At 74.1% G+C, this 18,863-nt stretch carries 14 protein-coding genes and 1 pseudogene; 8 read left to right on the top strand and 7 right to left on the bottom strand.

From position 1 onward, the window contains the following. Nucleotides 1-270 precede the first annotated feature (270 nt). Both WBK31_RS01615 and WBK31_RS01610 read right to left on the bottom strand, forming a co-directional pair. Nucleotides 271-654: a ChaB family protein gene (locus WBK31_RS01615; RefSeq protein ID WP_364058659.1), complete on the bottom strand. Its 384-nt coding sequence runs from the start codon at nucleotides 652-654 to the stop codon at nucleotides 271-273. A gap of 28 nt (nucleotides 655-682) precedes the next feature. Next, nucleotides 683-964 carry a hypothetical protein gene (locus tag WBK31_RS01610; protein ID WP_364058662.1) on the bottom strand — a complete coding sequence of 94 codons (282 nt, stop codon included), beginning with the start codon at nucleotides 962-964 and terminating at the stop codon, nucleotides 683-685. Nucleotides 965-1,002: 38 nt separating this feature from the next. Here WBK31_RS01610 and WBK31_RS01605 point away from each other — a divergent pair, with 38 nt between their 5' ends. The 4 genes and pseudogenes from WBK31_RS01605 (at nucleotide 1,003) to WBK31_RS01590 (ending at nucleotide 6,455) form a co-directional block, all read left to right on the top strand. Then, on the top strand, nucleotides 1,003-1,512 hold the full coding sequence (locus WBK31_RS01605) for a shikimate kinase (RefSeq protein WP_364058665.1): 510 nt from the start codon (nucleotides 1,003-1,005) through the stop codon (nucleotides 1,510-1,512). Between the two features lie 12 nt (nucleotides 1,513-1,524). Continuing rightward, nucleotides 1,525-2,079 carry a GNAT family protein gene (locus WBK31_RS01600; protein ID WP_364058668.1) on the top strand — a complete coding sequence of 185 codons (555 nt, stop codon included), beginning with the start codon at nucleotides 1,525-1,527 and terminating at the stop codon, nucleotides 2,077-2,079. A 96-nt stretch (nucleotides 2,080-2,175) separates the two neighbouring features. Then, a pseudogene (locus WBK31_RS01595) lies at nucleotides 2,176-2,877 on the top strand (protein kinase domain-containing protein); the annotation flags it as partial. Nucleotides 2,878-3,128: 251 nt separating this feature from the next. Beyond that, complete coding sequence (locus WBK31_RS01590; protein ID WP_406675436.1) at nucleotides 3,129-6,455, top strand: hypothetical protein; 3,327 nt, start codon at nucleotides 3,129-3,131, stop codon at nucleotides 6,453-6,455. A 72-nt stretch (nucleotides 6,456-6,527) separates the two neighbouring features. On the opposite strand, the gene WBK31_RS01585 is transcribed toward WBK31_RS01590, so the two are convergent. The 5 genes from WBK31_RS01585 to WBK31_RS01565 form a co-directional block, all read right to left on the bottom strand. Next, complete coding sequence (locus WBK31_RS01585) at nucleotides 6,528-6,965, bottom strand: hypothetical protein (RefSeq protein ID WP_406674218.1); 438 nt, start codon at nucleotides 6,963-6,965, stop codon at nucleotides 6,528-6,530. Beyond that, nucleotides 6,959-8,461 (bottom strand): serine/threonine-protein kinase, encoded by a 1,503-nt coding sequence (locus tag WBK31_RS01580; RefSeq protein ID WP_406674217.1) that lies wholly within the window; start codon nucleotides 8,459-8,461, stop codon nucleotides 6,959-6,961. The genes WBK31_RS01585 and WBK31_RS01580 overlap by 7 nt, the downstream gene beginning before the upstream one ends. Nucleotides 8,462-8,685: 224 nt before the next feature. Then, on the bottom strand, nucleotides 8,686-9,660 hold the full coding sequence (locus tag WBK31_RS01575) for a hydroxyacid dehydrogenase (RefSeq protein WP_406674216.1): 975 nt from the start codon (nucleotides 9,658-9,660) through the stop codon (nucleotides 8,686-8,688). Nucleotides 9,661-9,857: 197 nt separating this feature from the next. Next, the gene (locus WBK31_RS01570) at nucleotides 9,858-11,069 is read right to left on the bottom strand and encodes a hypothetical protein (protein ID WP_364058680.1); all 1,212 of its coding nucleotides are present in this window, start codon (nucleotides 11,067-11,069) and stop codon (nucleotides 9,858-9,860) included. 285 nt (nucleotides 11,070-11,354) lie between these two features. Beyond that, nucleotides 11,355-12,419 (bottom strand): HesA/MoeB/ThiF family protein, encoded by a 1,065-nt coding sequence (locus WBK31_RS01565; protein WP_406674215.1) that lies wholly within the window; start codon nucleotides 12,417-12,419, stop codon nucleotides 11,355-11,357. A 191-nt stretch (nucleotides 12,420-12,610) separates the two neighbouring features. On the opposite strand from WBK31_RS01565, the gene WBK31_RS01560 reads away from it, so the two are divergent. The 4 genes from WBK31_RS01560 to WBK31_RS01545 all read left to right on the top strand — a co-directional run bounded on the left by WBK31_RS01560 (nucleotide 12,611) and on the right by WBK31_RS01545 (nucleotide 18,814). Next, nucleotides 12,611-15,757 (top strand): BTAD domain-containing putative transcriptional regulator, encoded by a 3,147-nt coding sequence (locus WBK31_RS01560; RefSeq protein WP_364058686.1) that lies wholly within the window; start codon nucleotides 12,611-12,613, stop codon nucleotides 15,755-15,757. 51 nt (nucleotides 15,758-15,808) lie between these two features. After that, nucleotides 15,809-16,360 carry a sigma-70 family RNA polymerase sigma factor gene (locus WBK31_RS01555; RefSeq protein WP_364058689.1) on the top strand — a complete coding sequence of 184 codons (552 nt, stop codon included), beginning with the start codon at nucleotides 15,809-15,811 and terminating at the stop codon, nucleotides 16,358-16,360. A gap of 30 nt (nucleotides 16,361-16,390) precedes the next feature. After that, a complete protein-coding gene (locus WBK31_RS01550; protein WP_406674214.1) occupies nucleotides 16,391-17,608 on the top strand; it encodes a hypothetical protein in 1,218 nt (405 codons plus the stop codon). Nucleotides 17,609-17,869: 261 nt separating this feature from the next. Then, nucleotides 17,870-18,814 carry a sugar kinase gene (locus WBK31_RS01545; protein WP_364058695.1) on the top strand — a complete coding sequence of 315 codons (945 nt, stop codon included), beginning with the start codon at nucleotides 17,870-17,872 and terminating at the stop codon, nucleotides 18,812-18,814. Nucleotides 18,815-18,863: the final 49 nt, after the last annotated feature.

Genomic DNA, 18,863 nt, shown 5'->3' with positions numbered 1-18,863 from the left:
CCGCCACGCGACGGTCACTCGGAGCGCGTGGCCCCACCGGCGGGCGACTGCTGCCGGGGCCACGGGCGGCGCGCGTCCGCCACGCGGAAGCACCGGGCGCGGCTCGGGAAGCGGAGGGCGGGTGAACGGAGGGCGCGGGGCATGCGGAAAGGCCGGCGATGCGCGGCGGTGGCCGACCGCCGCTCCTCGCCGGCCCTGTCGTCCTGGGCACCCGGCTGGTCGCCGGGAAGCCCGGAACGGCCCGCCGGCGCAGGCCGGTACGGGTGACGCTCAGCGGGACTTGGCCGTGGCCCTCCTGTTGGCCTTTTTGATGGCCGTGACGAGCTCCTGCTTGGTCATCTTCGACCGGCCGCGCACGCCGAGCTTGGCGGCCAGGCCCTGCAGGTGGGTCTTGCTCGCGTTGGCGTCCACGCCCTCGGCCGTACGGCCGGAGCGGTCGGTCGCGCCCTTGTCGGACGGGCCCTTCTTCGCCTTCGGCTCCCAGTGGTCGCCGACCTTCTCGAACGAGTGCTTGAGCGCGGCGAACGCGGTCATGTGCGCGCGGCGTCCCTCGCCGTACTCCTTGACGGCCGAGTCGTGGGCCTTGATCCACGTGTCCTGCGCCTTCTTGGGAGAACGCTTGACGGTCGACGGCAGCTCGTCAACACCTGGCATGGGGCTGCACCTCCTGAAGGGGCGGCGGTTAAAGGGGCGGCTCGTCGTAGCGGCGGCGGTCCTCGTACACGGTGGTACGCCGGGCGTGCGGCTCCTCGTAGATCTCGTGGCGGTGGACCGGCTCGTCGATCGGGCCGACCGCGCGCCGCGCGACCCTGATGCGGTAGAGGCCGAACCCCAGCCCGACCAGGCCGCCCAGCATGAGCACGACGCCGACTACGTTGATGTCGAGGCCGGCGAGGTCGAACTCGACGGCCCAGGTGAGGATCGCACCGAGCATGATGAGGATGATGCTTCCGGCGATGGTCATCTGATCTACCTCCTTGACAAGAAGGAACCTCTATCCACATGTCGAAAAACAAACCCGTCGTGATGATCGGGCTGATGGGCTCGGGCAAGTCGACCTCCGGTCGGTTGATCGCCGAGGCGCTGGGGCTCCCCCTGTCCGACAGCGACCAGTACCTCCTCGCCAAGTACGGGGCGACCTCCGCGCCGATCGCGGCCCGCGAGGGCAAGGAGACGCTGCACCGGTACGAGGCGGAGCACGTGCTGGACGAGCTGGCCGGACCGCCCAAGGTCATCGCGGCGGCGGCGAGCACGCTGGAGAGCCCCGAGGTGCGGGCGGCGCTGCGCAAGGCGTTCGTGGTGTGGGTGGACGCCGACGACGAGGTGCTGCGCGAGCGCATGCACACCAGCGACCACCGCCCCGACTATGACCCGGCCGCCATGCGGGCCCGCCGTGAGGGGTATTTCCGCGAGGTGTCCGACCTGATGTGCGACGTCGGCGTGATGAGCCCGGAGCAGGTGCGCGACGCGGTGCTGAGCAAAATGGGCTTGCCCGGTGATGATCGCGGCTGATAGCCAACGAGGATGTTCGCCGAGAAACCCACGCTGAAGGGCGAGCGGGTGACGCTGTGCCCGGTCGGGCCCGAGCACGCCGAGGGCCTGTTCGAGCTGGTGTCCGATCCGGAGGTGCGCCGGCTCACCGGTTCGCGCGCCCGCTTCGACCTGGAGAGCCTGCGCACCTGGTACGCCACCAGGGCGGGGCACGCCGACCGGCTCGACCTGGCGATCACGGTGGACGGCGCGTTCGTGGGCGAGGTCGTGCTCAACGAGCTCGACACCGACAACCTGTCCTGCAACCTGCGCATCGCGCTGATCGGCGCGCGCGCCTTCGGCAAGGGTTACGGCAGCGAGGCCATCGAGCTGGTGCTCGGCCACGCGTTCCGCACGACGCCGCTGCACCGGGTGCGGCTGGAGGTGTTCGACTTCAACGAGCGGGCCAGGCACGTCTACGAGAAGGCGGGGTTCGTCATGGAGGGCGTCGAACGCGACGCGCTGCTGTGGGAGGGCGAATGGCACGACGTGGTCGTGATGGCCATACTCCGCCCGGAGTGGCAGGCACGTGCCGGAACCCTGGCATAATGATCATGACGCATGGGTCCCCCGAGGCGCGCGGGGGACCTGTGGCGTCTTCGAGGCAACCAATGGGCGGTGTCGTGCATCTAAGCATCAGTGACGATGCGCTTGGTGCCCGGTGACCCCGAGAAGCTTGGCGGCTATTGGCTGGCTGCCAGGCTTGGCGCGGGTGGGCGCGGGGTCGTCTACGACGCCTATGACGACGAGGGGCGGCGCTTCGCCGTCACCGTGCCCAGGTGCGAGGTCGGCCACCGCTACGAGCAGGTGACCTGCCGCCATCTCGCCCAAGTGGTGGCCGTCGGGTCCGACGGCGGCATCCCGTACGTGGTCAGCGAATACGTCAACGGCCCCGACCTGCGCCAGGCCGTCGGGCTGCACGGCGGCCCCTACTCCGGCGACGAGCTGATCGCGCTGGCCGCCGCGCTGGCGACGGCGCTGCGGTCGCTGCACGCGGCCGGGCTGACTCATTCCGGGCTCAATCCCGAGTGCGTGCTGCTGGCCGACGACGGGCCCAGGGTGATCGAGCTGGGGCTGGCGGCCGGGGCGCAGGCGGGCGGCACGTGCCCGTACCAGGCGCCCGAGGTGCTGACCGGGCAGGAGGCCGGGGCTCCCGCGGACGTGTTCGCGTGGGGCGCGGTGGTGCTGTTCGCGGCCACCGGCAGCGACCCGTTCGGCGGCGACAGCCCGGGGGCCGTCATGCACCGGCTGCTGACCGTCGATCCCGACCTGAGCTGCCTGCCCGAGCCGCTGGCCGGGCTCGTGGAGCGGGCGCTGGCCAAGGATCCGGCCGACCGGCCCGCCGCGTCCGAGCTGCTCATCGAGAGCGAGACCGAGCTGCGCCCGCCTGAGGCGTTCGTGCGTACGCCGTCGCTGGGCGAGGTGGCCGAACAGGCGTACCTGTCGCTCACGCCGCGCCAGCAGGAAGAGGTGCCGGGGCTGCTGCTGCGGCTGCTCGACGGCGACCGGCCGCAGGACGAGGGCGAGGCGCTGGCTCCGCTCATGGCGGCGGGCCTCCTCGTACGCCGCAGCATCCGCGTTCCCCCTCACAGACCGCCATCGGCAAGCTCGTCGCGATCAGCGACGACCGCGTCACCCCCGCGAGCGCCGCCCTCTACCGCGCCTGGCCCCGGCTGCGCGGCTGGGTCGCCGACGAACGCGACGGCATGGCCGTGCACCGCCACCTCCGCGAGGCCGCCAGACACTGGTCCGAGCACCGGCGCGACCGCAGCCACCTGCTGCGCGGCGACGAGCTCGCCGACGCGCTCGGCTGGGCCGCGGCCAAGCGCCGCCACGTGCGGCTCAGCCAGCTCGAACGCGACTTCATCAGCGACAGCGTGGCGCTGTCCAGGCAGCGCAGGAAGATGCTCGTGCCCGCGCTGTCGGCCGTCGCCGCCGTGGTCGCGGTCGCGGTGACCATGACGGTGGTGACCGTCCACGGGCAGAACGACCTGCGCGACCGCCTCATCGAGGCCGGCGCGCGGGCCGTCGCCGCGCGGGCCGACGCGATGCGGACCACCGATCCCCGCACCGCGATGCGGCTCAGCGTGGCCGCCTGGCGGATGTCGCCGGTCTTTGAGGCGCGGGCCGCGCTGCAGGCGTCGCTGGTCCAGCCCGAGCTGGGCGTGTTCACCGATCCGCGCGCGGACGGGCGGGCCAACTACCTGCTGCGCGGCGACGAGCTCGTCCGGTGGGACACCGCGTCCGTGACCGTCTACGACGTGCCGGGCGGGCGGCGGGTCGCCTCCTACCCGATGCCTTCAGGGAGCGCCGGGCTGAGCGACGACGGGCGGTTCGCCGAGGGACCTGACGGGCCCATCGAGGTGGCGACCGGCCACCCGCCGGCCGACGGGGTCTTCACGATCAGCCGCGGCAACAGGACCCGGGTCTACCGGGGGCCGCGCGTGCTGTTCGACGTGGTCGATCGCAAGGTGGCGCTCTCGCCCGACGGCACCCGCGCGGCGCTGTCCGGCCTCGACGGGCGGGTGGAGCTGTGGGAGCTGGTGCCCAGGCGGGTGCGCACCGGGGTGGTGAAGGTCGCTCCGCTCGCCGGGGCCGCCGCGCCGGCCCTCGCCTTCAGCCCCGACGGCGTCACGCTCGCGGTCGCCGGGCGCGACGGGGTCACGCTGGTGGGCACGGGCGGCAGGCGTACGGACGCCTCCGACGCCCTCACCGCCCGCACCGCGACGCAGGAGCCCGACCTGCCGGTCCTGCCGTCGCCGACCACGCCGTTCTCCCCCGGTCCCGGGCTCCTCGCCCTTCCGCAGCCGTCGTCTCCGGCCGCCCCCGACGCCCGTACGGACGCCGCATCGCCGCGCCCGGTCGCCACGGCCGCTCCTCCCGCCGCGCCCGACACGCCCGCCACGGCCCGCCCTGTGCCCTCGGGGAAGGGCGAGACACCCTCGGGGAAGGGCGAGACGTTCCGCCCTGCGCCCGAGACGCGCGGGCCGGCGGTCGCGTCGCGCGACAGGATCGCCGCACCGAAGCCCGTCCCGTCGCGCAGCCACGCCACCACCTCCACCCGGCGGCCCTTCCCCACCCCCTCGCCGAGCGGCTCCCCATCGGCCACCGCCTCGCCCGAGCCGACCAAGGTCCCGGCGTCCGGGACCTCCCGGCCCACCGCGACGCCCACGCCGGACGTGACGCGCACGGACCCCGCTGAGGGCCCTGCTGAGGGCCCTGCTGAGGGCACCGCTGAGGGCACCGCTGGGGGCACTGCCGACGAGACCGCTGCCACGAAACCCGAGGACAAGAGGGCGCGGGGCGACCGTGCGAGGCCGTCCGGCCCCGACGCGGGAGCCGGGCAGAACACCGGTGGGCGCAACGCCGCGCCCGCGGGTGACGCAGCGCGGGCGCGGACCGTGACGCTCGCCAAGGCCGTGAACGCCCCGCCGGTGGCGGAGCCCGGCGAGACGCGGGACGCCGTGGCATCGGCGCGCGCTGCCGAACCAGCGCCTGCCGCCGGGGAAGCTCGCACCGCCGGGGACGCACGTACCGCCGGAGAAGCGCGTGGCGCCGCGTCGGGGCCTGAGCCCGCGGACGCGAACGCGCGGGACACCATGGTGACGCGGGACGCCGCGTCCGTGCGGCAAGGCGCGAAGACGCAGGCGGAGAGCGCGAAGGCGCAGGCGCAGGTACGGGCGGAGACCGCGCGGGTCGTGGCGCGGGCCATGCAGGCGAAGAAGGAGCGGGTCAAGAGCAGCGATCCCGGCACGGGCGCGGACGGCACCTGGGGCGTCGAGATCGTGGACGGCCTGGAGGTGACGCCCGCGACGGCGGCGGGCCCGCTGGTGTTCAGCCCGGACGGCCGCCTGCTCGCGCTGCCCGGCGACGGCGAGGTACGCGTGTGGAACGTCGCCGAGCGCCGCCTCGCCGGCTCCTACCCGCTCAAGGACCCCGGCAGGGGCCTCGCCTTCTCCGCCGACGGCCGCGCCCTGCACTACCTGAGCGGCGTCGGCACGGTCGTCTCGCTCGACGTCTCCGGCCTGCCGGCGCCGGCCGGCGAGGAGCAGGTGGCCGCGTTCTCCGGCAACGGGAGGGTCGCGGCCAAGGAGGTGGGCAACGGGATCGAGCTGACCGACGCCGAGAACCACAGGACGCTCGGCCGCATCGCCGCCGCGGGCGACCTGGCGTTCGACGCGACCGGACGGCTGCTCGCGGTGGCGGGCGACCCGGTGACGGTATGGGAGGTGCCGAGCGCCCGCCGGGTGACGTCGATCGCGGCGGGCGGCGACGTTCCGGCCGTGGCGCTCTCCCCCGACGGCCGCACGCTGGCCACGGCGCGCGGCCGTCTCCTGGAGACGTGGGACGTGCACTCGGGGCGGCGGATCAGGGCGTACGAGGGCGTGGGCGACCTGGCGCTGGCCTTCAGCCCCGACGGCAGGACGCTCGCCACCGGCACCCGCCTGCTCGACCTGCGCACCGGGCAGGTGACCCCGCTCGATCAGGCCGCCGAGGCCGGCGACGGCGCGGCGACGACCGCGCTGGCGTTCTCGCCCGACGGCGACCGGCTGGCGTTCGGGCTGGAAGGCGGCAGGGTGCTGCTGTGGAACGTCCGCGAGCGGACCTCCATCGGCACCATCACGACCGGCGGCGGCCCCGTGGACGAGCTGCGCTTCTCGCCGGACGGCGAGCTGGTGGCGGTCAGCGCGGGCCGTACGTCGCTGTGGGACACCGCGACGCTGCGCGAGGTCGGCCAGGCCGGGTCGTGGGCGGCGGGTCCCGCGTTCAACCAGGACGGCACCCACCTGCGCGGCGTGGCGCTGGACGGCTCCGTACGCGAGTTCCCCGTCGATCCGGCGCTGACGGCGCGGGCGGTGTGCGAACGCGCGGGCGGCTCGCTGACGCGCGAGGAGTGGGCCCGCCTGATCCCGGAGGCCGGCTGACCGCGACATCTGCTGACCCGACGGCCCGCTCCCCCGGCCGCGCGGCCCGGCCGCCTCAGTCCCCGTGGCCTGCTACTCGTTGCGGACCAGCTTGATGACCTTGCCCTGCGGAGTCGCCACGAGGTAGCCCGTGCGGTGGTACTCGTCGCTGGCGTAGACGAGCAGCACCTGCTTGACCGAGGTGAAGCCGTAGTCGGGGTCCACGATGATGTGGTGCGATGTCGGGTTGGGCACGCCGAGGTCCTTGTCGGCCCGCTTGAGCAGGGCGGGCAGGCGGTCCCAGTCGAACGTGTCGAGGTCGACCAGCGGCGTCTTCACCTCGCCGCCGATGCGGGGCTCTTCGAGCCGGCCGTCGCGGTAGTCGTAGGTGTCGTAGACGCCCTTGTCGTGCTTGGTCGGCACCTCGATGGAGGCGTGCTGCTCGTACACGTACATCTTGACGACCTTGCTGCCGCCGATGACCGGCTTGGCCTTGGCGAGCATCTCGCGGATGGCGGCGGGGGTCAGCATGTTCCGCGGAGCCGTCGGCGTGGGCGTCTGAGTGGGGGTGGCCGTACGGCTGGGGACGGCCGTGCTCGGGCCGGCGTCCAGGACGGCGGCGCGGTGAGGGCCAGGTGGCTCGGGGTGGGGTCCTGTACGGGCTCCTCGTTCGTGCCGGGCAGCAGCCGCCACACCAGCACACCGGCCACCACGACGGCCGAGAGCGAGACCGCCACGGCCGCTCCCCTGCCGCGCTGCCCGGCGCCTCGCGGGGCCAGCGTGTCCGCCTGCGGCACCGGCCCGCCGCCCGGCGACGGCCGCTGCTGGGGGCGCGCGTGGCCAGGCGGCACGGTGTGCGCCTGCCCCGGCCCCGAGGCGTGTCCCGGCCCCGAGGCGTGCCCTGACCCCGAGGCGTGCCCTGACCCCGAGGCGTGCCCTGACCCCGAGGCGTGCCCTGACCCTGTGACCTGCCCAGGCCCCGTGGCGTGCCCCGGCCCTGCAACGTGCCCCGGCCCCAAGGCATGCCCCGGCCCCGTGGCGTGAGGCCAGGCCGCCTGGCTGGGCTCGGGAGGAGGCAGGGGCTGCGGATGGCCGTGGCCGGTCGGCGGGAAGGGCTGCGGATGATCGCTGTCGGGCGGCGGGAGGGGCTGCCGCAGGCCCGGCTCGGGCGGTGACGCGGGCTGAAGCGGGGATGCGGCGTCGGGGTCCAGGGCCGCGGCGAGCATGCGGTCGAGCGTCTCGGCGTCGGGACGGGCGGCCGGGTCGCGAACGAGCAGCGCGGTCAGCACGGGCGTCAGCGCCCCGGCCCGCTCCGGCGGCGGCACCTCATGGTTGAGCACCGCGGCCAGCGTGGCCAGCACCGTGTTCCTGCGCAGCGGGTGGCGGCCCTCGACGGCGACGTACAGCATCATGCCGAGCGACCACAGGTCGGAGGCCGGCTCGCCCTCGACGCCGTTGATGCGCTCCGGCGCCATGTACTCGGGCGAGCCGATGAACGCCCCCGTGGACGTCAGGCTGGTGGACTCCCGCATGGCCGCGATGCCGAAGTCGGTGAGCACGGACCTGCCGTCGGCGTGCAGCAGCACGTTGGCGGGTTTGACGTCACGGTGGTGGATGCCGACGGCGTGGGCCGCGCGTAACGCCGACAGCACCTCCCGGCCGATCCGCGCCGCCTCCACCGGGGGCATGGGACCGCGCTGGACGCGCTCCTGGAGCGAGCCGCCGGTGACCAGCTCCATGACGATCCACGGGTAGCCCTGCTCGCCCGGATCCACGATGTGGTGGATGGTCACGACGTGCGGATGGTTGAGCCGGGCCAGGGCACGCGCCTCGCGCAGCACCCGGGCGCGCAGCTCGCGGGCGTGCGTGGGATCGTGCTCGTCGATCGACGGGTCGGGCGGGCGCACTTCCTTGAGCGCGACCTCGCGGTGCAGTGCGACGTCCCAGGCCCGCCACACCAGGCCCATGCCGCCTCCGCCGAGGCGCTCCACCAGCTCGAAGCGGCCGTCGATCACCCGTCTCTGCATGCGCAGCAGCGTAAGGCCGAGGCGTCCGCCGCCGCCATCGTGCCTCTACGGGGAAGCCCCGCCAGGGGAACCCGCCGCCGCCAGCGCGCCCCGGCCAGGGAGCACCGCCGCCGCACTCTCGCCCGTTAGGCGCACCGCCGCGCCCCCGCTCGGAAGGCGCCCCGCCCGGAAGGCGCGCCGCCGCTCCGGGCAGCGTCAGGCGCTGATCGCGAGGTCCCCGGCCGTCACCCCGTGGGCGAACGGCAGCCCGCGCGCGTACCTGGCCAGCTCGTCCACGGCCAGGTCGGCGATGCGGGCCAGCTCGCCGCCGAGCGAGCCCGCGACGTGCGGGGTGAGCAGGACGTTCGGCAGGTCGTACAGGGGCGAGCGGCCGGCAGCGGGTCGGGGTCGGTGACGTCGATCACCGCGTACAGGCGGCCTGAGGTCAGCTCGGCGATGAGCGCGTCCTGGTCGACGAGGGCGCCCCTGGCGGTGTTGATGAGGGTGGCGCCGTCGCGCATGCGCGCCAGGCGGGCCGCGCTGACCAGGTGGCGGGTCTCCGGCAGGTCGGGCGCGTGCACGGTGACCACGTCGCTGCGCTCGAACAGCTCGTCCAGCTCGACGTGCGCGACGCCGAGGTCCTCCTTCAGGTACGGGTCCGCGACCAGCACCTCCAGCTCGAACGGCCGCAGCAGCTCGATCACCCGCCGCCCGATCCTGGACGCGCCGATCACGCCCACCGTCCGCCGGTAGTTGCCGAACCCGGGGAACAGCGTGTCGAGGTCGGGCCGCGTGCCCGGCCGCTCCCGGTAGAGCCTGGCGCTGTCGAGCACCCGCTTATTGGCGAACAGGATCGCGGCCAGCGTGTACTCGGCGACCGGCTCGGCGTTGGCGGCGGCCGCCGACGACACCAGCAGCCCGCGCTCCCAGCACGCCTCGGTGACGTGGTGCTTGACGGACCCCGCCGCGTGCACGATCGCGCGCAGCCTGGGCGCCGCCGCCAGCACCTCGGCGGTGATGGGCGGGCACCACCAGCTCGTCAGCAGCACCTCGGCCTCGGCCAGCGCCTCTGCCACAGCGGGGTCGGCGAAGTCGGTGGCCACCAGATCAGGGTCGATGTCGGCGACGGCGAGCAGCCGGTCGCGCACGGGAGCGGTGATGAGGCGGGCGGCGGTGTCGGCGCCCATCGCGAGCAGGGTCTTCGGCCGGGAATCCGTCATTCGCTCCCCCGATGTGCTGCGGTCGCCTTGATCATAACGAGGGGGATATCGCGGGATACGCCCGGGTTGTCGGGGAAGGCCGCTCAGGCCGCGGATCAGCTCAGGCGGCCGATCAGGTCCAGGCGGTCAGCTCAAGGCGGTCAGGTCGCGACGGTCAGCTCAAGGCGGTCAGGGTCGTGGCGGTCAGCCTGAGGCGGTCAGAGCAGGGCGCCGGCGCGGCGGAGCCGGCGTTCCCGGAAGGCGAGCAGCGGGGGCAGGCCGATTCGCAGCGCCACGTACGCGGTGACGAGCAGCGCCTCCCAGAACTCGGCGGACCCGATCTGCCCGGAGGCGAGCCGGTCGAGGCCCCACTGGGCGAGCGACAGCATGAGCGGCAGCATGACGGTGAGGAAGAGCCAGACCATGACCGCCATGCCCGCCACGTACAGGAGCGCGAACCAGCGGGCCATGTCGCGGTCGCGCGCCCCTGACGCGGCGAGCTCGGCGGCCTCCGCCTCGGTGAGGCGGAAGAGCCGGTTCTTCACGGTCAGCCAGGTCGTCCGGTAGAGGTTGTGGCAGCGCAGGGCGTTGGCGAGCAGCGCGTACGAGTCGCTGCGCAGCGGCAGCGCGGCCCACTGCCACACGATGGCGACGACCCTGAACAGGATGACGGCGGCGAGCAGGTCGCTCACCAGGCCGGGCGGGATGATCATCCGCAGGGCGAGCGCGACGGCCACGACCACGATCTCGACGGCCATCCCGGCCAGGTAGACGCCGTGACGGCGGTTGCGCGGCACCGCGACGATCTGGGTCAGGTCGGTCTCATAGACGATGTACATGCCGCGGTAGCTGACGCGGAACGTGGCGGGCACGCCGACCGCGCGCCCGGCGAGCCAGTGCCACGCCTCATGCAGCGCGCCGAACGCGATCCCGAGCACCAGCCAGCCGAAGACGGACAGGCCCATGCTGGGCAGGAACCACGCGTCCTGCCAGGAGGGCCGCAGGTCAGGGCGGGCCACGAGGACGGCGATGACGAACACCAGCGCCGCCGCGTACACCGTCCATCCGGTACGCCCGAACAGGCGGGCCGCGGCCTGAGGGCTGATGCCCTCGATCCACCTGATACGGCGGCCGCGCCCGGAGGTGTCGTCGTCGGGCGCGGCGGTGGCGGCATCGAGCAGGCCCGCCGCGGTGAGCCCTTCGATGAAGTCGTCGCCGTCGACCGGCTCTCCGGCCTTCTCACTGGCGCGCGCCGTGGCCTCGGCCACCGACCCGGTCTCCTGCAGGGTGGTGACGAAGACCGCGCCCGGCTCCGGCACCGCGACGAACACGCCCAGGTCCGGCCGGCCCAGCACCCAGGCCTCGCCGTCGAAGGCGACGGTCAGCCGCGCGGCCCGCTCCCGCAGGCCGGCGTCCGTGGACGCGGTCATCGGTTCCCACCACCAAGAAGTGTGATCGCTGTCGAAGTGCGGAAGCGAGGCGGAAGGCGGGGGTCGCTCCCGGAGCGCGAGGGCCGTCGTGAAGGGCGGGGGGTGGCTCCGGGAGCGCGGGTAAACCGCGTGGCACGCGGGCACGTGCCGTGATCGCCTCTTGTGTGTGGGGCCGCGCTCCACACCGGAGAGAAGCGCGGCCCCGCATCATCAGGAGTCCGAACCCGGGTCGGCGTCGACGGTCAGCCGGGTGTTCTCGATGCGCACGATCTCGATCTTCATGGGTCACCTCCCTCCGCAGACTTCACAGTCGGGATCGCGGGTCCATTCGGTGCGGCTGGTGGCGCATCCGCCCGCGAAGTCGATGATGAGCGGCAGGCCCGCGTAGACCGGCGGCTCGAAGCCGGTGAGGTAGCGCAGGACCTCGAAGGCCCCGTACGCGCCGAGCAGTCCGGCGACCGGCCCGATGCCGCGGTTGGGCCTGGGCCCGTCGCGGTAGAGGCGGATCGCGGCGAGGTCGGGGCTGTCCGAGCCGGCGCTCGGCGGCACGCACGCGCGGCAGGCGCTGACGCCCGGCGCGACGGACCACACGGTGCCGGAGGTGACCCACATGCCGCCCCGTACGAACGGCACCCCGTGCCGCACGCAGGCGGCGTTCACCCACAGGTCGATCTGGGCCGGCCGGTCGATGCCCGAGGCCACGACGTCGGGGCGGGTGCGGGCGACCAGCTCGTCGAGCTGCTCGGGGCTCTCCACGCCCATGTCCACGGTCTCGACCTCGATGGACGGGTCGAAGGCGCGGACCCAGTCGGCGGCGCGCTCCACCTTGCGCGAGCCGACGTCGTCCCATCGGTAGAGGTACTGGCGGGCGAAGTTGCGCGGGTCCACGGTGTCCCTGTCGAGCAGGGTCATCTTGCCGACGCCGAGCCCGGCGAGGTGGGGGATGGTGTTGGAGTTGAGCCCGCCGGTGCCGAGCACCAGCACGTGCGACTCGCGCAGCCGGCGCAGCAGGTCCTCGCGGCTGCGCCGGAGGGTGCCGAACGACTCGAAGAAGGCGAGGTTGCTGAAGTGGCGTTCGGCATCGCCGGGGTCGAGCAGGCCGAGGCTGTCCCCGTCCTCCAGCAGGCGTTCCGCGTCGAGCGCCGCGACGGCGGCGGAGACGTCGGAGACCGGCAGCGACAGCTCGTCGGCGAGCTCCTCGACCGTCCTGCCGCCCTGCTCGAGAAGGTCGAGCAGCTTCTCCACCGTCCCCTCGGGGTCGGTGAGGACCAGCCGGTCGCGGGGGTCGTACACGAGCCGCAGCTCGTCCCCGACACGCTCGCGGGCGAGGGTCTTCAGTCTCGGCCTCATCGGTTCTTCAGCGCCCAATCAGTCACGGAAGTGCTGGTCAGACTCTGACAGCCGGGTGCATGGACGCCGCATGGATCCCGCATGGAACGGCGAGGGGTCCGATTGATCCCTTGTCTGACGCTGCACTAGCGTCTCTGACTGTGCGTTGTCAGGCTGTCCGCGTCTCCCTCCTAGGTCCTCTGGAGGCCGTCGTGGACGGCCGGGGGGTGCGCCTGACCGGCAGGCAGCGCGCGTTACTCGCCGCGCTGCTGCTCGACGCGGGCCGCGTGGTCTCGGTCGAGCGGCTGGCCGAGCGGCTGTGGGGCGGGGATCCGCCGCCGTCGGCGGCCGCCCGGGTGCGCGCGCTGGTCGCCGAGCTGCGCCGGGCGATCGGCGAGACGATCGAGACCCGCAGCCCCGGTTATCTCATCCCCGAGGGCACGGTCGAGGTGGACGCCGACGAGTTCGCCGCCCTCGTCAGGCAGGCGGGCGGCACGGGGCCCGCCGAGGCCGTCGCCGCCTACGACCGGGCGCTCGACCTGTGGCGCGGCGACCCGTACCCGGATCTGAGCTGCCCCGTCGCCGAGGCGGAGCGGCACCGGCTGGACGAGCTCAGGGTCGAGGCGATCGAGGGCCGCGCGCAGGCGCAGCTGGAGCTGGGGCGGCATCAGGAGGTCATCGCCGGGCTGGCCAGGCTGGTGGCCGAGCAGCCGCTGCGGGAACGTCCGCACGGCCTGATCATGCTGGCGCTGCACCGGGGCGGGCGCCTGCCGGAGGCGTTGCGGGTCTACCGGGGGTTCCGTGACCGGCTCGTACGCGAGCTCGGCGTCGAGCCTGGCAGGGAGCTGCAGGCCCTGCACCAGCGCATCCTGGCGGAGACCGCGGAGCCGACGGGGCCCGGCGAGCCGGCGCGTACGGCGGAGCCTCAGGAGGAGCCCGCGGCGCCGATCCCCCGCCAGCTTCCCCCGGTCACCGGCCACTTCGTGGGCCGCGAGGAGGAGCTGCGCCGCATGGACGACGGCCGGGTGACGCTCGTGGCCGGTCCCGCCGGGGTCGGCAAGACGGCGCTGGCGCTGCAGTGGGCGCACCGGCGGGCCGGCTGGTTCCCCGACGGGCAGCTCTTCCTCGACCTGCGGGGCTTCGACCAGCGGGCGCCCATGACACCGGCCGAGGCGCTGCCGCTGCTGCTGCAGGGGCTCGGGCATCCGGCCAGGGACATCCCGGTCGAGCTGGACGCGCAGGTCGCGCTCTACCGGTCGCTGCTCGCGGGCCGCCGCGTGCTGCTGGTGCTCGACGACGTCGGCGAGCCCGACCAGGTACGCCCGCTGCTGCCCGGCGACCCCGGCTGCCGCGTGCTCATCACCAGCCGGCACCGGCTGGGCGGCCTGGTCGCGCTGGACGGCGTCGAGCGCATCACGCTCGGCGTGCTGGAGCAGGACGAGGCGCTGCGGCTGATCTCGGCGGGCGTCGGCGAAGAGCGGCTGTCGCGCGAGTCGGAGGCGTCGCGCGAGCTGGTGGCGCTCTGCGGCAGCCTGCCGCTCGCGCTGTCCATCGCGGTGTCCTGGATCGGCGACCACGAGCACCGCAGGATCGGCGACTACGTGCGCGAGCTGGCCGAGCGCGGGCGGCTGGTGCGGCTGCGGGTGGACGGTGACGAGAGCGTGGCGGTGCGGGCGGCGCTCGACCTGTCGTACCGGGCGCTGCCCGAGCCGGCGCGGCGCGCGTTCCGCCTGCTCGGGCTGGCGCAGGGCGCCGGCATCTCCGCCGCGGCCGTCGCCGCACTGGCCGGCACCACCGCGGAGCAGGCGGCGGTCCTGCTCGGCTCGGCGGCGCGGATCCACCTGATCGAGGAGATCGGCCCCGACCGTTTCGCCGCGCACGACCTGGTGTGGGAGTACGCGGCCCAGCGCGGTCTCGCCGAGGACTCCGCCGCCGACCGGGAGGCCGCTCTCCGACGCCTGTACGACCACTACCTGCGCACGGCGGCGGGCGCGCTCACGGCGGCCGGTTTCGAGGTGCCCGAGACGCCCGGCGGCGAACCCGTGGCCTTCGCCGGACGGGAGGAGGCGCTCGCCTGGCTGGACGTCGAATGGGACAACCTGGCCGGGGTGATCGCCTCCGGCGCGCCGCACGCCTGGCTGCTGGTCGAGGCGCTGACCGACGTGCTGCTGCAGTACCGGCGCAGCCGCGTGGAGTGGCTGCGCCTGGCCGAGACCGCGCTCGCCGCCGCGGAACGCGCGGGCGACCTGCGCGGTCAGGCGGCGATGTGCCACTCGATCGGCCGGGCCCGCCTGCTCGTCGCCGACCTCAAGGGCGCGCTCGGCTACCTCGGGCGGGCGCAGGAGCTGTGCCGCCGCGCGGACTGGCCGCAGCAGGAGGCGGCGGTGCTGCAGACACTCGGCGTGGCGCGCAAGCAGCTCGGCGAGCCGCGCCGGGCCATCCCGCTCTACCGGCGGGCCGCGGAGATCAACCGCTCGCTCGGCCTGGTACGCGGCGAGGCCAGGGTGCTCAACAACCTGGCCTCCGCCCACCTCATGCTCGCCCGCCTCGACCAGGCGGAGGAGTCGCTGCTGGCCTGCCTCGGGCTCACGGGCCGGCCCGAGGACGCGCACCTGCGTACGCTGACGCTGGTCAACCTGGCGCTCGTCCGGCAGCGGCAGGCCAGCTTCGCCGACGCGCTCGGTCACCTGGACGAGGCGCTGGCCGTGGCCCAGGGGGCGGGCCTGCTCTACGCCGAGGCGGTCACGTACGAGACGTACGGCTGGGTGCACCGCGACGCCGGCGACCACGTACGCGCGATCGACGCCTTCACCCGCGCGCTCGGCCTCGCGCAGGAGGTCGAGAACCGGCGCTGCCAGATCGCCTCGCTCGCCGGCACCGCCGCCGCCGAGACCGGGCTCGGCCGGGTGGAGGCCGCGCTGGCGCATCTCGGCACGGCGGCCAAGCTCGCCGAGGACACCGGCATGGGCCTCGACCAGGTGCTGCTGGAACGCGCGGAGGTCAGGCTGCGCCAGGGCAGGCACGCCGACGCCCTGCTGGACGCGGGCCACGCGCTGGAGCTGGTGCGCACCGCCAACCCGCTCGACCTGCCCCGCGCGCACCGCCTTCGCGCCGCCGCCCACCTGGCGTCCGGCGACACCGAGTCGTGCGTACGTGAGTGCGAGCGGGCGCTGCGGCACGCCCGCAGGTCGGGGCAGCCGCTGCAGCACGCCCGCGCCCTGACGACGCTCGGGCACGCCCGCAGCAGGGCGGGTGACGACGGCCGGGCGGCCCGCCTCTGGGCGCGGGCCCACGCCCTGTTCACCGGTATCGGCGTGCCGGAACAGCAGGAGACGGCGGCGCTCCTCACCGGTCACTGAGAAATTCCGGGTCCCGTGGTAATCGAGAGACGGCCGCAGGGACTACTGGGTGTGGACGATCCCCAAGAGCGATTCACCGCGCTGTACGACCGGTACTACCGGAACGTGCTCGGCTACGTGCTGCTCCGCGTCGAGGAGGGCGCGGCCGAGGATGTGTGCAGCGAGACGTTCCTGGTGGCCTGGCGGCGGCTCGACGAGTTACCCGAGCAGGTGCTGCCGTGGCTGCTGGGCGTCGCCCGTAACAAACTCGCCAAGCAACGTCAGCTGTGGCACCGGCGTCAGGACCTGGTCGAGCGCATCTCCGCGCTGACCACCGAGCACGAGCACCTGGCCTGGGACGTCGCCGAGCACGTGGTGGACCGGGAGCAGGCCATCTCCGCCCTGCGCGCCCTTCCCGACAAGGACGTGGAGGCGTTGATCCTGGCCACCTGGTACGGCCTGACACCCGAGCAGGCCGCGACCGTCATGGGCTGCTCGGCGCGGACCTTCAACGTGCGGCTGCACCGGGCGCGCAAGCGGCTCGGCCGCGCGCTCCGCCAGGAGGCGCGGGCCGCCAGGTCACCGGCCCGATCACCCCGCAACAGATTCGCCGAGGAGAGCTGACGTGCGCACGACAACCCTCAGGGGGAGGACATGACCGACCGTACGTTCGCCCGGCTCAAGCCGGAGAAGCTGGACGAGCTCGCCGAGGCGGGCTACCGGCGGCGCCGCGACGGCGATCTCGCCAGGGCGTTCGCCGAGGCCCGGGAGGAGACCCGGCCGGAGCCCCGCCGCCTGCCCGCCCGGCGTCCCGTGTTCCTGCTGGCGGCGGGTGCGATCGCCGCCGTCACGGCGGGCGCCGTCGTCGTCTCGACCGGTGTGCTCACCGGCACGCCGCCCGCGCAGGTCCCGCCTCCGGGCACTTCGCAGGTCGCGACCGGCGAGGCGGGGGCGTCGCCGACCGCGAAGATCGACGCGCGTACCTTCCTGCTCGCCGCCGCCGACACCGCCCTGCGCGAGAAGCCCGGCTCCGGCTCCTATTGGTACGTGCGGCAGCGCACGGCCTCACCCACCGGCTACTGGCCGAAGAAGTTCTGGGACGGCGTGGCCAAGCTGCAGCGCCAGGAGCAGGCCGAGATCGACAGGACCGGCGCGAAGGACGACGAGCTGGTCGCCATCAATGAGAAGTACAACAAGAAGCTGGCGGAGCTGCGCGAGAGCGTCTACCCCGACGGCCCGCCGTTCAAGGCGTACGTCGTCGAGACCGAGGAGCAGTGGCGGCCGAAGCAGGCGGGCGGCACCAACCGCACCAAGCGCTCCGACCGCGAGGTGGTCTTCCCCACGCCGCAGGACGAGGCCGAGTGGCGCAGGCTCGGCTCGCCGAAGCTGCTCGATGACCGGTCTCAGAGCGTGGACGACACCCTGCCCAGGCCGCTGTCGATCTCCAACATGGACATCACCCTGCAGAACGTCGGCGACCTGCCCACGTCGAAGAAGGCGCTGGCCGCCCGGCTGCGCGCCCAGTTCGACCGGCTGCCGGACGACGACAAGGAGTTCGACCTCTACCTGTGGCAGACCGCCGTCGATCTGATGACCGCGCCGACCAGCCCCGGCACGCGGGCCGCCGTCTTCCGGATCCTCGCCGACCAGCCGGGCATCCGCTCCGGCGGCGAGGTGAAGGACGCCGCGGGGCGCGAGGGCGTCAGCGTGGCGGTGGACAGCGACGACGGGTACGAGTTCCGGCTGGTCGTCGATGAGGACACCGCCGAGCTGCTGGAGTACGCGGTGGCGGAGAAGGGCGAGGACGCCACGCGGGTGACGTTCGAAGAGCTCGGCTGGACCGACAAGCTGGGCCGCCGCCCGCAGAGCTGAGACTCCGCACCTGCCGGAGCCGTGCACCTGAGCCGGAGCGCGCCGCCCCGGGCGCGCTCCGGCCGGTCCGGGGTCGCGTCCGGCTCCGGCGGCCTTCAGCGCTCCCTTCCATGCCCCGGCGGCGGCCTTCACCGGTCCCTTCCATGCCCCGGCGGCGGCGCGAAAGCGCCCCGCTAGGGTGTGGGGGACGCGCCGCCACGGGACCGGCCGGGTCGCCGGGATTCGGCGCTGGTTCGAGGAAGGGCTGGGTAGCACGATCCGATGACTGAGCTGGTGACCTTCGGTGAGACCATGGCGTTGTTCGCGGCGCGGCGCACGGGGCCACTGCGCTTCGCCCGCGACTTCGACCTCGGCCTGGGCGGCGCGGAGTCCAACGTCGCGATCGGCGTGTCCCGGCTCGGCCACGCGGCCACCTGGGTGGGCCGGGTGGGAGCCGACGAGTTCGGCGACCTGATCAGGTTCACGCTCGCCGGCGAAGGCGTCGACGTGCGGGCCATCGCCGACCCCGGCGCGCCCACCGGCCTGATGATCAAGGGCAGGCGCACGGCCGACCTCATCGACGTGCGCTACTACCGCAAGGGCAGCGCGGGCTCGCGGCTGTGCGCCGACGACCTCGACCCCGCGCTCATCAGGTCGGCCAGGATCCTGCACGTCTCCGCGATCACGCCCGCGCTGTCGGCGTCGGCGCGCGAGGCCGTGCGCCACGCGATGACCGTGGCCAAGGACGCGGGCGTGCCGATCTCGCTGGACGTCAACTACCGCAAGGCGCTGTGGAGCCCCGAGGAGGCCGGTGCCTGGCTGCGCGAGGTCATCGGCGAGGTGGACGTGCTGTTCGCCACCGAGGCGGAAGGCCGGCTGATCGCCGACGTCGATGACGCCGAGGAGCTGGCCGCAGAGCTGGCCAAGCGGGGGCCGCGGCACGTGCTGATCAAGTTCGGCGCCGAGGGCGCGATGGAGCTGTCCGACGGCGCGGTGCTGCGGGCGGAGCCGTACCAGGTGACCGAGGTCGACTCGGTGGGCGCGGGCGACGCGTTCGCGGCCGGGTGGCTGGCCGACTGGCTGGCCGGCGCCGAGCCCGCCGACCGGCTGGCCACGGCGTGCGCGGCGGGGGCGTTCGCGGTCACCTCGCAGGGCGACTGGGAGAGCCTGCCCCGGCGGTCCGACCTCGACCTGCTGCGGCGGCCGTCCGACGGCGTGAGCCGCTGACCGAGTCTTGGAGCGGCGAGGTCCGTACGTGACCACGCTTTAACATGTG

Source organism: Nonomuraea sp. N2-4H (assembly GCF_045291505.1).
In the GTDB taxonomy this organism is placed as follows: Bacteria; Actinomycetota; Actinomycetes; order Streptosporangiales; family Streptosporangiaceae; genus Nonomuraea; species Nonomuraea fastidiosa.
This window is presented reverse-complemented; position numbering and strand designations above follow the sequence as displayed.